This is a genomic window from Vibrio limimangrovi, from assembly GCF_054064025.1.
This window is the reverse complement of record NZ_JBSUGF010000007.1, coordinates 329326-343934: the sequence shown is the minus strand read 5'-3', so window position 1 is coordinate 343934 and position 14609 is coordinate 329326. Positions and strand designations below refer to the sequence as shown.

Below are 14609 nucleotides of genomic sequence, written 5' to 3'. Positions count from 1 at the left end.
TTAGTCCTAAAAGAACTTTGCTCGTAGCTCAAAGACAAAACGAATAACAGATTCATCCTTAGCTTGTGCTTTCGCCAAGACTGCGCAAGCTATATGAGGCTCTTGAGTTGACCATATGGACAGGTTTTTAACAATAATAAACAGAGGAAGTTATGTTAGAGCTCATGATTAACAATGATGTCGTTAAAGTGACATCAGCAAAGGCAGATACCATGCTTTTGAACTACTTGCGTGAACAAAAACACATGACAGGCTCTAAAGAAGGGTGTGCCAGTGGGGACTGTGGCGCTTGTACTGTGGTGGTGGTTGATATCGATGACACGGATAAACTGAGTTACCGACAAATCAATGCCTGCATCACACCAATTCACGCTCTGCACGGTAAACAAATCATTACCGTAGAGCACCTTAAACAGAACGATCAGCTTCATCCCGTACAGCAAACCGTGGTTGATCATCACGGTTCTCAATGTGGATTTTGTACGCCGGGTATTGTTATGTCGCTCTATGCTCTGTCGAAGCAAGAAGAAGTGCCACAAAACCCAACTCACTATTTATCTGGCAACCTATGTCGTTGTACAGGTTACGGCCCACTGATTGACGCGGCAAACACCATTGCTGCAAGTCATATTGAAGATCCGCTCAGCGTGTATGAAGCGACGGTCAAAACATGGATCTCCTCTGTCTCCGCAGTCGATGAGCCAAACTATGCGCGCCCGCAAAACCGGCAACAACTCGCTCAGGCAATCAAGGATATGCCAGGGGCAAAAATGATCGCAGGCGGAACGGATTTATCACTTGAGGTGACTCAGCAACATAAGCCTTTACCGCAACTGATCGACTTGTCTCACGTTGACGACTTGCTGACGATCTCAGAAACGTCTGCTGGCTGGCGCATTGGAGCAGCGGTGCCGATGGCTCAGGTGCATGAGTTTGTTAAACAACATTTCCCAACCGCTGATGAAGTGATTGAACGCTTAGGCAGCCTGACTATCCGCCACAGAGCGACACTTGGCGGCAGCCTTGGTCACGCCTCTCCAATTGGAGACATCGCCCCACTGCTTATCAGCCTTCACGGTCTGATTGAATTAGACGACGGCGAAGACAAAGTGCTGCTAGCTCCAGAAGAATACATTACCGGATACCGCCAGACTGCACTTCAGCCTAACCAGTGGATCAGTGCGATTCACTTGCCTCAGCTGGCTAAAAACGAACGCCACGCTATCTACAAAGTGAGTAAACGCTACGAAGATGACATCGCGACGGTCACGTTGGGCCTGAACATGGCGTTTGACAGCAACCAATGCGTGACTAACTGCATTATCTCTGCTGGCGGTGTTGCGGCGAAATCAGTGCGCCTTGGCGAGTTGGAAGCCTTGTTTATTGGTAAACCATTGTCGCTTCCTGTCGTTCAGCAAGCTCAGGAAATAGTGCCGAAGGTCATCCATCCATTAAGTGATGTGCGAGGCAGCAATACCTACCGAATCAAGTTGGTTCAAAACCTGCTAAAACGTTTTTATTTAGAGTCTCAAAGCATTGAGACAAGGTTGGTGCATGATGCGTAAGTTAACTCAGGTTGAATCAGGACAAACCATACTCCCAGAATCCCAACAAATCGTGGGGAAATCTTATAAGCATGAAAGTGCCGCGAAACAAGTCAGCGGAGAGGCGCTTTTTGTCGATGATTACGCCATCCCAGCAGGTTGCTTACACGCTGCGGTTATCACCAGTTCGATCGCTAAAGGTCATATTACTCAACTCGACTTGTCAGACGTTGAGTGCGCAGAAGGAGTGGTTAACGTACTGACTGAAACGTCTATTCCCGGAGAGAAAGACATCGGCACAATTTTCAAAGGCGATCCATTACTGGCGATAGGTAACGAGATTAAGTACTTCGGACAGCCTATTGCCCTGATCCTGGCGACGACACATGAGCTAGCGTGGAAAGCCGCAGGTCTGGCGAAGGTTGAATATTTCGAAACGGGCGACCTGGCGCTGACTTATCAAAAAGCCTCTGCCCAGGCTCCCCTGTTGCCTCCGCACCAAATGGGCAAAAGAGTTGAACAACAAGTCTTTGATCAGGCGCCAATCTATCTTCAGGGCGATATCCATGTCGGTGGTCAGGAACACTTCTATTTGGAAGGTCAGGTCAGTCTTGCAGAATTAACCGAAGATGGCGGCATCTTCTTGCGTACGTCAACCCAAAACCCTTCTGAAGTGCAGAAGTTAGTCGCCGAAGTATTGGCTGTAGACTTTAACCGAGTCACCGTTGATATGCGCCGCATGGGCGGTGGTTTTGGCGGTAAAGAGAGTCAGGCCGCTCAATGGGCATGTTTAGCGGCACTTGGCGCTCATCACACAAAACGCGCGGTAAAAATGCGTCTCCCTCGTTCAATGGATATGACAGCCACAGGCAAGCGTCACCCCTTCTACAATCGTTACCAACTTGCAGCCGACGCTCAGGGACAGATCATTGCCGCGAATATCGAAGTGAACGGTTTGTGTGGCCACTCCCCTGACCTGTCCGATGCCATTGTCGATCGTGCCATGTTCCATGCGGATAACGCGTACTCTCTGGGCCAGGCATGCGTGGTTGGCAAGAGGCTTAAAACCGATATGGTTTCCCATACTGCTTTCCGTGGATTCGGCGGTCCTCAAGGCATGATCGCGATTGAAAAAGCCATGCAGGATTTAGCACTTAAAGTTGGGCAAGACTCTCTCGATATTCGTTACAAAAACCTGTATCGCGAAGGCGCACAAACAACCCCGTATGGTATGGAAGTCGAACAGCATGATGCGATGCTCGACATCATGCATCAGCTTGAAGAGCAAAGTGACTACCGGGTCCGCCGTAAGGCAGTCAATCAGTGGAACCAAAGTCATCCTGTACTGAAAAAAGGTCTGGCATTAACGCCACTCAAATTCGGGATTGCGTTTACCGCAACACACCTTAACCAAGCAGGCGCTCTGATTCATGTCTACACCGATGGGACACTTCAGGTATCACATGGCGGCACAGAGATGGGCCAAGGTCTGCATACCAAGATTCAGCAGATAGTTGCTCAGTCTTTTGGCATTGATATTAACAAGGTTCTGGTTACCTCAACCCGTACAGATAAAGTACCAAACACTTCGCCAACGGCAGCGTCTTCAGGTGCTGATTTGAACGGCATGGCGGCACATAATGCGGCAATAACGATTAAACAGCGTTTGCTGGATTTCGCTTGCGAGCATTATCAAGTGGAAGAAGCAGATATCATCAACGGTGAGCTTGTCGGTATCGAATCCTCTGCAAAATACCAAAAACCCGTCAGTTGGGCAGAGTTAGTTCAGTTGGCGTATATGAACCGGATTTCGCTCTCTGCAAGCGGGTTCTACCAAACGCCTAAGATTGGTTATGACCGAGCCACTGCGACAGGTCGTCCGTTCTTCTATTTCGCTCTGGGTGCCTCTTGTTCAGAAGTCACGATCGACACCCTAACTGGCGAAATGCGCGTCGAAAAAGTCGACATTCTTCATGATGTGGGCAACAGCCTGAACCCGGCAATTGATAAAGGGCAAATTGAAGGCGCATTCATTCAGGGTCTAGGCTGGTTAACCACTGAGGAGTTGGTCTGGGGTGAAAATGGACACCTTTTAAGCAACAGCCCGATGAACTACAAAATTCCGACCATCGGTGACTACCCGAAACAGATGCACATTGATCTGTACGAACAAGCGAATCCGGAATACAGCATCTACCGTTCTAAAGCCGTTGGCGAGCCACCATTCATGCATGCGAACAGTGTCTGGTGTGCCATTTACGATGCGGTTGCCTCCCTCAGTCAACATCAATGCGCTCCAGCACTGCACGCGCCAGCAACAGGTGAAGAAATTCTAAATGCCTGTGAACATCAGCAACAGTGGCTCGCGGACCAACTTGTGCCGGAGGAAGCTTATGTCGTCGAAAAATGATACCTACCTCACTAACCCAGGTATGAACTGGTTAGCCGCCTGCCAACAGCTAGAGCAGCAAGGTCAGCCGTACTGCATTGCGACAGTTCTGGCATATGTGGGCTCGGTGCCGCGCTCGAGTGGCGCAAAAATGGTTATCTCTGCGCAGAGTCAGTTCGATACGCTTGGCGGCGGTAACCTCGAGTATCAGGTAATCGCTAAAGCGCGTGAGAGCCTGAAACGTAAACAGAGTGAACCCATCATCGAACGCTTCGCCTTGTCTGCGGATCTCGGCCAATGCTGCGGTGGAGCGGTGCAAGTGATGTTCGAATTCTTCCAGACACAAACGCCGCAAGTAGCAATCTTTGGTGCGGGTCATGTATGTCAGGCACTCACCAACATACTTAGTGGGCTGCCTTGCCATGTAAAAGTCATTGATTGTCGCCCTGAGTGGCTGGTGCCTATAGCGCAAAAAGGGATAGAAACAGAGCTACACGCGAACCCAGTCGATGCGATTGACACACTCAAAGACAACACATTCGTGCTGATCATGACACAAGACCACGCGCTTGATTTTGAGCTGACTCAGCAAGCGCTAGAGAGCAAGCGCTTTGCGTATGTGGGATTAATTGGCTCACAAGGTAAAAGCCAACGTTTCAGGTTCCGTCTTAAAGAACAATTAACCAACGTCAGCTTGCTTGAGCAGCTCACTTGTCCGATTGGTCACCCCGACATCACAGGCAAGTTACCAATGGAAGTCGCGGTTTCGGTCTCCGCTCAGTTGATGAATCTGTTTAAAAATCATCAAACGTCAGGGCCTTTGGAGGCAAAATCACACAACGAAGAACAGTGGCAGAAAGCCAATCTTGCTCGAAAAAATATCAAGGAAAATCATCAATGAGTACAGTAAACCTTGCCTTGAACCTAAATGACGAACAGTTAGGGAGAATTTGTACCAGCAAACGTTGGCAGCAAGAGATGAACATCCGCATGCCGTTTGACTCAGCAGACTCTTTACTTCGCAGCGCCGAGATTGCCTTTACTAAGTTAAGAGAAAACGACTGGCTTGAAGCATTTGCAGGCCACCCGATGATTGGCGATCTTGATAGCCTGAAAAAAAAGTATTCGCAGGGCAAAGACCTCAGTGAAAAGGAGCAAGAAAACGTTAAGCAAGCTTCAACCGATGTGTTGCAAGAACTGCTTACGCTCAACCGCGAGTATCAGGACAAATTTGGTTTTATTTTTATCGTGTGCGCCACCAACAAGACTGCCGAAGAGATGCTCAACTTACTCAAAGCCCGAATCAATAGGTCTCGGGACGAAGAGCTACACCAAGCAGCAATAGAACAACAAAAAATCAGTAACATCAGAATGGAAGCCTTGTTATGAAACAACTCAGTTGCCACGTTTTAGATACCGCAAACGGAAAACCTGCTGCCGGTATTCAAGTTCAACTATTTAGCCTCAACGACCATATATGTCTGGCGGAGGGCAGCACGGATCAAGATGGTCGTGCCAAATTCCCAGAAGTAACACTGGAAAAGCAGGGCTATACGCTGCGTTTTCTTATCGCACCTTATTGTGATGCGCAGTTTGGTAGCGCTTTCTTTCCTCTTATAGACGTACATTTCAACGTCTATGACGAGGGTAACTACCACATTCCTCTTCTTCTATCCCCATTCTCTTATTCGAGCTACCGAGGAAGTTAGAGGGCAACGCCCCAAAGAGAAGAGATGATTGTTCTTCAGTGAGGCAGTTGGGCAAATCCCCCTCTCAAAGAACAATCTTTAACGAACGCATGTTCAAGGAATCAAAATTTAAAAAGGAATATTACGATGTGGCCGCAACTGTATGAATGGCTGGCGCTGTTTATCAAATGGTTTCATGTGATCTGTGGCGTCGCATGGATTGGAGCAAGCTTTTACTTCACATGGCTGGATAACAACTTAGAGACACCGCCAAAATGGAAAAAAGATAAAGGCATCAAAGGCGATCTTTGGGCAGTGCATGGCGGTGGCTTTTACGAAGTCGCCAAGTATCAGGTAGGCCCGGAAAAAATGCCGGAAAAACTGCATTGGTTTAAATGGGAAGCTTACGCAACATGGCTAACTGGCTCTGCGTTAATGATCTGGATGTACTATTTCAACGCACAGGCTTATCTTATCGATCCTAGAGTCATGGAGCTGACATCACTACAAGCCATTGGTATCGGCGTGGGTGGTATTTTACTGGGTGTCGTGGCGTATGAAGGGTTGATGCGTTCGCCTTTAAGCCGTAATACCGTACTGTTTAGTACGGCACTACTCGCTTTTGGCGCGCTGTTTTTCTACGGCTTTACTCAATTGTTCAGCGGACGTGGCGCTTTTATCCATATGGGCGCGTTAATCGGCTCGATTATGGTTAATAACGTATTCCACAAAATCATTCCCGGACAACGCAAAATGGTCGCTCAAGTTATGGCGGGCGAAGCCGTTGACCCAGCTCCGGGCCTAGAAGGGAAACGTCGGTCGATTCATAACAACTACTTCACTCTGCCAGTGATCTTCTTGATGATCAGTAATCACTACCCAATGATCTATCAACATCCGCTGAACTGGCTGATTGGCTTTTTCGTTATGATCATCAGCGCGTATATCCGTCACTACTTTAACCTTAAACATGTCGGACAAAATCGACCAGGTGTCATCTTAAGCGGTGCGTTTGCTATGTTGGTACTGGCCGTGTTGGTGAGTTGGCAGTCTACTTCTCGTAGCACAGCACAAGATAATCTTGCCAGTGCAGACAACCCTCACGCGCAAGTGAACACTGAGGTATCACTGACGCCAGAACAGCAGATCGCAAAACAGATCATCAGTGAACGCTGTAGCCAGTGCCATAGTTCCACACCAACGGATGATGTGTTCAAGGTAGCTCCAAGTGGTGCCGTGTTCGACAGCTGGCAAGATATCGAGCGTTGGAAAGCAAGAATTCTGGTGCGTTCGGTCGAAAGTGCAGACATGCCATTCTTGAATAAAACAGAAATGACGGCTGAAGAGCGACAACGCTTAAAAGACGTGTTGAATTAATCTTGCCTGTTCATCACTCCATTGAAACCACCTGAAATTCAGGTGGTTTTTTTATGGAAAATTCAATCAATTAAGCACTAAAACAAACAAAGAATAAACGAGTAACTCATGCACTAAATTGAACAGTTTTGCACCAATACAACACAATATTTGCATCACATTACAACTCAAATTCACTTAAGTGTATGGAATAACTTGACTAAACAGTCAGGAAACTTATGGCACAAAGTTTGCTCAAGTGTATTCATAAAATAGTACACAATAATGAATACAAGGAAGTCACTATGTCTCAACAGGAAGCCCACGACCTCATTTATGGGTTAGAAGACAAGCCCAAGGCTGGCGCAGCACTATACGCAGGGCTACAACATGTACTTGCGAGTTTTGTCGGAATCATTACTCCAACCCTCATCATCGGCGGTGTGCTTGGGCTCGGCGAACACGTTCCCTATCTCATCAGTATGGCGTTAATCGTGTCAGGAATTGGCACCTTTATTCAGGCACGCCGTATCGGCCCGATTGGCGCAGGGTTAGTCTGCGTTCAGGGCACCAGTTTCGCGTTTCTGAGTTCCGTTCTGGCTGCTGGTTTTATCGTTAAATCTCAAGGCGGTAGCCCGGAAGATATTCTGGCTATGATATTCGGCGTTTGTTTCGTCGGCGCGTTCGTCGAGATCATCCTCTCTCAGTTTATCAGCAAACTTAAACGTATTATCACACCTGTCGTGGCGGGTATCGTGGTAACAACGATAGGTATATCTTTGATTAAAGTCGGAATGACCGACCTTGCGGGCGGGTTCAACGCGCCAGACTTCGGCTCATGGAACAACCTTGTTTTGGGGACGGTTGTTTTAACCACCATCATCGTTTTAAATCGCTCTAAAAACCTAATGGTAAGATTGTCGTCAATCTTGATCGGTATGGTTATTGGCTATGTTCTGGCAGCCTTTATGGGCATGGTCAACTTAGAAGGGGCATTTAACCAGCCTCTGGTAAGTATCCCTGTTCCTTTTAAATACGGATTTGATTTTGACTGGTATGCGTTTGTGCCAATTGCGGTGATTTACGCCATCACGGCGATCGAGTCAGCGGGCGATATTACGGCGAATTGTATTATCACCAAGCAACCCGTATCTGGCCCGCAATATCTCAAACGTATTAAAGCCGGCATTCTCGGCGATGGTGTGAACTCGCTGATCGCTGCAGTATTTAATACTTTTCCGAACACCACGTTTAGCCAGAACAATAGTGTTATTCATCTGACTGGTATCGCGAGTCGCTATATCGGCTACTTCGTCGCGCTGATTTTAGTTGCACTCGGGTTGTTTCCACTCATCGGTGCCATTCTGACTACCATCCCTAAACCGGTTATTGGCGGAGCTACATTAGTTATGTTTGGTACGGTTGCAGCGGCGGGCATTAAAATCATTGCAAACGAAGAGTTAGATCGCCGCAATCTGATGATTCTCGCCGTCTCATTCGGCATTGGTTTTGGCGTGATGCTTGTCCCTGAAATTCTGCAAGGCATGCCAAAAATCCTGCAGAGCGTCTTCGGCTCTCCCGTGACCACCAGCGGTATCGCGGCGATTGTGATGACCATTGTGTTACCAGAAACATCAAACGAAGGTTCACAGGAAGCGAGTCCAAAAGAAACGCCAAAAACACTATCAAAGCCTGCGTTAGAAAAGTAGCAAGGTTAAAACCCAAGCTGAGATAAAACGTTTACAACCCATTCCAGTGAAAAGCCTCGGAGTGGGTTGTTGAAACTCATATCCCCGTTACGATTGCCCGAGCTACTGCTGTTACCTCTCCTAACAAACTGCAATCTGTTTTCCTTCTCCCGATCAAGATCTATTAATTTATATACCTACATTTATCTACTGATGCGATAAGGTCGCATATCCCGAGAATCAAGCGCATTTCACCCAACTTTTGGCCAATTCTAGCCTACTCTTCAAAATGGTGTTGGATATTTAAGACAAGCACTTGAGCTGAAACAAAGCATCTTGCAGTTAACTAGGAGTAAGTGTCAAAAAAACTTGATTCATTTATATTTGTATCAAATACTTAAGCGACTCATTTACGTAACTTTTTTCATATCGCAACAAGCACGGGTAAGTAAGATGTTTCTAGATTATTTTGCACTTGGGATACTCATTTTCGTTGCTTTGGTCATTTTCTACGGAATCATCGTTATCCACGATATTCCTTATGAAATAGCCAAAGAAAGAGAGCACCCGCACCAGGACGCGATTCATTACGCTGGTTGGGTGAGTTTGTTCACACTTCATGCCCTTTGGCCTTTTCTGTGGATCTGGGCAACATTATGGCGCAAAGAGCGAGGCTGGGGCTTTAAGCAATTAGAACAAGAAACACACGATATCCATCATCGTCTGGAAGAGCTCATTGATGAAGTAAACGCGCTAAAAAATGAAGTATCGGTATTAAAGACACAAGCTCAGCAAAAGCCAGCCGCTGGTCTAAGTAAAGAGGAAAAATAATGGATTTATTGCTGATCCTGACCTATACAGCCTTTTGTATAGCCATTTTCAAAATTTTTAAGATTCCTCTGAACAAATGGTCAGTTCCAACCGCTGTACTGGGAGGAGTCGTATTGATTGGCACGCTAGTGCTGCTGATGAACTACAACCATCCGTTTACTCAAATAGGTAGCCAGACCTACCCTACTACCCCAATTGTTTCGGGTGTACGTGGCCGTGTCATTGAAGTACCAGTGCAAGCCAACCAACCGTTAAAAACCGGGGATATACTGTTTAGAATCGACCCTACTCCTTTCGAAGCTGAAGTCACACGCTTAGAAGCAAAAGTCAAAGAAGCAAGCCAAGGTGCTTTAGGTCTTCAATCAGGCCTACAAGAGGCTCAGGCAGGCGTAATTAAAGCCCAAGCAGAACGAGATAAAGCGAAGCGGGAATTTGACCGATACCAAAGAGGATTCGATCGTGGTGCATTTACAGAGCAAGATCTAGATACTCGACGTCAGGCCTACAAAGCAGCAGAAGCCACTCTGGAAGTCGCATTACAGCAAAAAGAGCAAGCACAAATCGCGCTAAATTCAGAAGTGGGCGGTGAAAACACCCAAGTTGCTCAATTGCTCGCCGAATTGCGTAAAGCGGAGTTTAACTTAGAACAAACTGTGGTTCGTGCACCTACAGATGGCTACGTCACTCAACTTGCTCTGCGTCCAGGCGTGATGGCAGTGCCATTGCCACTCGCCCCCGCTATGACCTTTGTACACACTGAAGACGCTCAGTTTTACACAGCAGCATTCAGACAAAACTCGCTGCAACGACTTGAACCTGGCTTTGAAGCGGAATTTATGTTCCGGGCAATCCCAGGCCGAGTATTTCGCGGAGAAGTGGTTGAAGTTATCCCTGCAATTGGTGAGAGCCAGTTCCAGGCACGCGGAACCCTATTAGGTACAGATGCACTTCGCACCAGTGGAAGAGTTTTCGTAAAACTCAAAATCACCGATGACTTGAGTGAATTCCACCTTCCTATGGGTACGGCGGTTGAAGTTGCGGTTTACTCCGATAGCTTCCACCACGTTTCTATCATGCGTAAAGTGCTTATCCGTATGAAGAGCTGGCAAAACTATCTGTACCTGGACCATTAAAACTATCTGTCATTAAACCCATTAAAAGAATCTGTACTTAGACCCATTAATGGACAAACAGAGTAGAAAGGCACAATGAGGAGCAATATCAGCTCCTCATTTTTTATATTGTCATTCCAAATAGGCGTGAGTTAAATCACACGTTTCTCAAATAAAAAAATGGTTCAAATCGCAAGCGACTTGGTTGCTGCTAAGATTTAAATATCAGCAAAATTATCGAATTTTCAGAGTAATACAATTAAACGATACTCAAAGCCGATTATAAACAGAGGCTCTCTATGAATCTTTCTAAAACGCTTTTAGCTATCTTAACTGGCATCGTACTGTACGGTATTGGTGGGCTACCTATGTTTGGTGTCCCCGTGTTTGCCAATACAACACTAAAACCAGCCATGGCGATATTGGCAGTGTACTCGGTATTGTTTGGCCCTATTGTCGGATTCTTGATTGGCATTATCGGCCACTGGATCACTGACCTGATTGCAGGTTGGGGAGTATGGTTAACTTGGGTTGTGGGTTCAGGTATTGTGGGACTGGTTGTCGGTTTATTCCCTTATCTTACCCGTCACCGTCTCAAGAACGGGGAATTCAACAGGCAAGACTTTATATTGTTTGTGATATTGGCTCTCATCGGCAATGTCTTGGGTTATGGCTGCTCCGCTTATCTCGATACCATCTTATATTCGGAACCGTTTGATAAAGTACTGACTCAGATGTTAATCATTTCCGCTGGTAACACGATATTAATTGCACTCATCGGATTCTTCATTATCAAGTCCATTGCCAAACGTAAGAGCGCGAACGACAAAGCGGCTGAAACGTAACGGATTCGCCAGTGCGTTTAAATGAACAGACATACAAAAATGGGATGCATCGTCAGCATCCCATTTTTCTATTCAGAGAAAATACTCATCGCAGTAAACACTAACTCCACCTTAATACTCGGGTTTCATTACCTTCTTCTGGTTTTGCCGGAATATTAAGAGAGAACAACAGACTAACCGCCGCCATGCCCGCACCAATATAGAAAACGCTAGAAGGAGATACCAACCAAATCACGCCGAAAGTGACTGGAATGACAACGGCCGCAATGTGATTGATGGTAAATGCAACACCTGCTGTCGATGCCATATCCGCCGGATCAGCAATTTTCTGGAAGTACGTCTTTATCGCTAGAGCCAGAGCAAAGAACAGATGATCGACCACATACAACGCCGCCGCCCATTCTGCAGTTTGTACTAGTCCATAACCAACGAACACAAATATCAGACCAACGTATTCAAACATCAACGCCTTACGCTCACCGACGATACCGATAAATCGACCAATACGTTTGGCAAACAGGAAGTTAAACAAGTAGTTGATCAGAAACAGTAACGTAATGTCCGAAGCCGAATAACCAAACTTCTCCACCATTAAAAATCCAGCAAAAACGGTGAAGATCTGACGACGCGCCCCACTCATAAACGTCAGTGCGTAATACAGCCAATAGCGTTTACGCAGTACCAATTTCTTATTCTGAGGCACGGTGGATTTAAACTGAGGAAAAGCAAATGCCATCACCAGAATCAGCACAAAACCTATCCCACCGGTAATCAGATACACGGTTTTGAAATCGAGTTTGAGTTGTTCCAGCATCACCCACAACGCACCATAGGTAATAAGAGAAGCAAGCGCACCGACTGAAATGAACTTACCAAGCATCTCGGGCGCTTCGTCTTTAGAAAGCCACTGCAAAGAAAGGGACTGCTTTAACGTTTCAAAATAGTGAAAGCCCGTGGACATTAACAAGGTCGTAAAAAGTAAACCGTACAAAGTGGGAAAGTAACCTGTTATTGCCGTACCGAATGTCAGCATTGCCAGTGAAACCAGCATAAAGCGTTGCTCGCGAATAAACAGCAGGACAAATACAGCCGTAAACGACAAGAAGCCCGGGATTTCACGTACACTTTGTAACAAACCAATGTCCGAGCCATCAAAATTGGCTTTTTCAATAACGAAATTGTTGAGTAACGCCATCCAGCTAGAAAAGGCGATAGGTACAATAATGGAGATGAGCAATAAGAAGTTCTGCGGTGTTCTCCAGCCTTGAGATGAGGTATTCATGATGCATCCTTTAAATATGAAGGCATCATCATAGCTCTAATTGTAACAAATTCGCAATATCATTATTACTTATGACTCAGCAGATAAACTTACTCTATATTTGTCACTTTTAGCCGATTTTTAAATTCAAAAACACGTTCCGGACAAACATCCAGACAACGCCCACAACTGATGCAGTTTTGATCCATCACCCGGCGGTCGCCCTCTTTTAGAGGTTGTCTTAATACCTCTGGCTCTGGGCAAACATAAAAGCAATCCATGCACTTGGTACAAGCTTCACGATGTACCGCCGTTACCCGAATAAGGCTCTTTTTGCCAATCACACCGTAGGTTGCACCTAAAGGACACAAGTGACCACACCAGCCATGTTCAACCAGTAAAAGATCCAGAACAAAAACGAGTCCCACTAACACCCAGCCCGCTCCCATACCGAAAACCAGTCCTCGATGTAAAGCAGCCACAGGATCCAGCCACGTCCAGAGAATCGTGCCAGAAACAGCACTACCTAACATCAGCACGGGTATCAACCAGTATCGGATAGACGGCGACCAGCGATAGCTCGCTTTAATATTGAGTTTTCTTCGCAGCCATCCGGCAAAGTCAGTGACCACATTCAACGGACATACCCAAGCGCAAAATGCACGCGGTGCTAAAATCGCATAAACCACCACTACAATCGCGACGCCAAGGAGGGCATTAAATTCAGGAATATGTCCAGTGGCCAGCGCCTGTAATACGATAAGCGGGTCACTCATTGGAATGGTATCCAGCAACATACTGGACGAAAGATTACCCGCGAGAATACCGAGCGTAGGACCAGCCATGAACAGCGCGATAATGGTTAACTGACACAGCCTGCGTAAGATAAGAAACCGATGTGATCGCCACCAGCCAAGCTTTTCAATTGCCTCTTTACCGGCATCTTGCGCTAAGTTTTTAGCCATTATTTACCTCCTTTAAGAGACTCTAGTGCACCCGTGGGTACTGGGTTCTCTGCTGGAAGCACGTTCTCTAAAGGTTTATCTATTTCTTGCCAGCCGAAATTGTAATGACTGCCGACCTTGCCTTTCGCCAAATCGGTTGGTACGACTTTAATGGCAGAGACATCCAGTACACACGCCTGTTCGCACTTCCCGCAACCAGTACAAACCTCCGTGTTGACGGTTGGAATCAGCTTGGCATGGTAACCAGTGCGGTCGTTGTGAATTTTCTCTAACGTGATGGCTTCATCGATAAGAGGACACACTCGATAGCAAACATCGCAACGTAACCCCTGCCAGTTAAGACACGTTTCATGATCAATCAACACCGCAGTGCCCATCCGAGCATCATCGATATTGGTTAATTCTGGATCAAGCGCTCCACTCGGGCACGCAACCACACACGGAATATCATCACACATCTCACACGGAATATTTCGAGCGGTAAAGTACGGGGAACCAGTGGCGACTGGGGATAACAGGGTAGCAAGTTTTAAGGTGTCATACGGGCACGCTTGTACACATAATCCGCAACGAATACAGGCAGATTCAAAATCGCCTTCCGGCAAAGCACCCGGCGGTCTGATAGGGACGCCTTTGGTTTCCCGGGCCTGACTCTGTAAAGACTGTAACCCTAAAACACAAGCAGCAGCACCGACACCCATAGCGGTTCGAGCAGTATCACGCAAAAATCGGCGACGACTATGGGATATTTTTGACGGGGAGGATTTCATCACTTTTCCTCAAAGAAGCTCTCGTATCAAGTTAAGCATAAATAGCGCTAAACGTGCGTCTTCCCCATACCTCATAAGGGGTAACTCAAACCTCTATTGATTCAAATCAACTGTACGCTGCCATTTACTTCACACTTTGAAAATCTTCTTTTCTTTCCGC

Annotated in this window: 13 protein-coding genes; 10 read left to right on the top strand and 3 right to left on the bottom strand. The window is 46.6% G+C overall.

What is annotated here, in order from left to right; all coding sequences use genetic code 11:
• Positions 1-152: 152 nt before the first annotated feature.
• From xdhA to ACWYU8_RS09200, 10 genes are all read left to right on the top strand, one after another.
• A complete protein-coding gene (gene xdhA, locus ACWYU8_RS09245) occupies positions 153-1565 on the top strand; it encodes a xanthine dehydrogenase small subunit (RefSeq protein ID WP_457519134.1) in 1413 nt (470 codons plus the stop codon).
• Positions 1555-3954: a xanthine dehydrogenase molybdopterin binding subunit gene (gene xdhB / locus ACWYU8_RS09240; RefSeq protein ID WP_457519133.1), complete on the top strand. Its 2400-nt coding sequence runs from the start codon at positions 1555-1557 to the stop codon at positions 3952-3954. Before xdhA ends, xdhB begins: the two co-directional genes overlap by 11 nt.
• Positions 3938-4834: a xanthine dehydrogenase accessory protein XdhC gene (gene xdhC, locus ACWYU8_RS09235; RefSeq protein WP_457519131.1), complete on the top strand. Its 897-nt coding sequence runs from the start codon at positions 3938-3940 to the stop codon at positions 4832-4834. The genes xdhB and xdhC overlap by 17 nt, the downstream gene beginning before the upstream one ends.
• Positions 4831-5322: a 2-oxo-4-hydroxy-4-carboxy-5-ureidoimidazoline decarboxylase gene (uraD, locus tag ACWYU8_RS09230; protein WP_457519129.1), complete on the top strand. Its 492-nt coding sequence runs from the start codon at positions 4831-4833 to the stop codon at positions 5320-5322. Before xdhC ends, uraD begins: the two co-directional genes overlap by 4 nt.
• Positions 5319-5642 (top strand): hydroxyisourate hydrolase, encoded by a 324-nt coding sequence (gene uraH, locus ACWYU8_RS09225; protein ID WP_457519127.1) that lies wholly within the window; start codon positions 5319-5321, stop codon positions 5640-5642. Before uraD ends, uraH begins: the two co-directional genes overlap by 4 nt.
• Positions 5643-5768: 126 nt before the next feature.
• The gene (locus ACWYU8_RS09220; RefSeq protein ID WP_457519125.1) at positions 5769-6998 is read left to right on the top strand and encodes a urate hydroxylase PuuD; all 1230 of its coding nucleotides are present in this window, start codon (positions 5769-5771) and stop codon (positions 6996-6998) included.
• Positions 6999-7282: 284 nt separating this feature from the next.
• Positions 7283-8686: a uracil-xanthine permease family protein gene (locus tag ACWYU8_RS09215; protein WP_457519123.1), complete on the top strand. Its 1404-nt coding sequence runs from the start codon at positions 7283-7285 to the stop codon at positions 8684-8686.
• A 432-nt stretch (positions 8687-9118) separates the two neighbouring features.
• Complete coding sequence (locus tag ACWYU8_RS09210; RefSeq protein ID WP_457519122.1) at positions 9119-9496, top strand: DUF3302 domain-containing protein; 378 nt, start codon at positions 9119-9121, stop codon at positions 9494-9496.
• The gene (locus tag ACWYU8_RS09205; RefSeq protein ID WP_457519120.1) at positions 9496-10629 is read left to right on the top strand and encodes an HlyD family secretion protein; all 1134 of its coding nucleotides are present in this window, start codon (positions 9496-9498) and stop codon (positions 10627-10629) included. The genes ACWYU8_RS09210 and ACWYU8_RS09205 overlap by 1 nt, the downstream gene beginning before the upstream one ends.
• Before the next feature lie 278 nt (positions 10630-10907).
• The gene (locus tag ACWYU8_RS09200; RefSeq protein ID WP_457519118.1) at positions 10908-11453 is read left to right on the top strand and encodes an ECF-type riboflavin transporter substrate-binding protein; all 546 of its coding nucleotides are present in this window, start codon (positions 10908-10910) and stop codon (positions 11451-11453) included.
• A gap of 100 nt (positions 11454-11553) precedes the next feature.
• Here ACWYU8_RS09200 and ACWYU8_RS09195 read toward each other — a convergent pair whose 3' ends face one another.
• From ACWYU8_RS09195 to napG, 3 genes are all read right to left on the bottom strand, one after another.
• Positions 11554-12735 (bottom strand): MFS transporter, encoded by a 1182-nt coding sequence (locus tag ACWYU8_RS09195; protein ID WP_457519116.1) that lies wholly within the window; start codon positions 12733-12735, stop codon positions 11554-11556.
• An 89-nt stretch (positions 12736-12824) separates the two neighbouring features.
• Positions 12825-13679, bottom strand: a complete 855-nt coding sequence (gene napH, locus ACWYU8_RS09190) for a quinol dehydrogenase ferredoxin subunit NapH (RefSeq protein WP_457519114.1) — start codon at positions 13677-13679, stop codon at positions 12825-12827.
• Positions 13679-14449 (bottom strand): ferredoxin-type protein NapG, encoded by a 771-nt coding sequence (gene napG, locus ACWYU8_RS09185; RefSeq protein ID WP_457519112.1) that lies wholly within the window; start codon positions 14447-14449, stop codon positions 13679-13681. The genes napH and napG overlap by 1 nt, the downstream gene beginning before the upstream one ends.
• Positions 14450-14609: the final 160 nt, after the last annotated feature.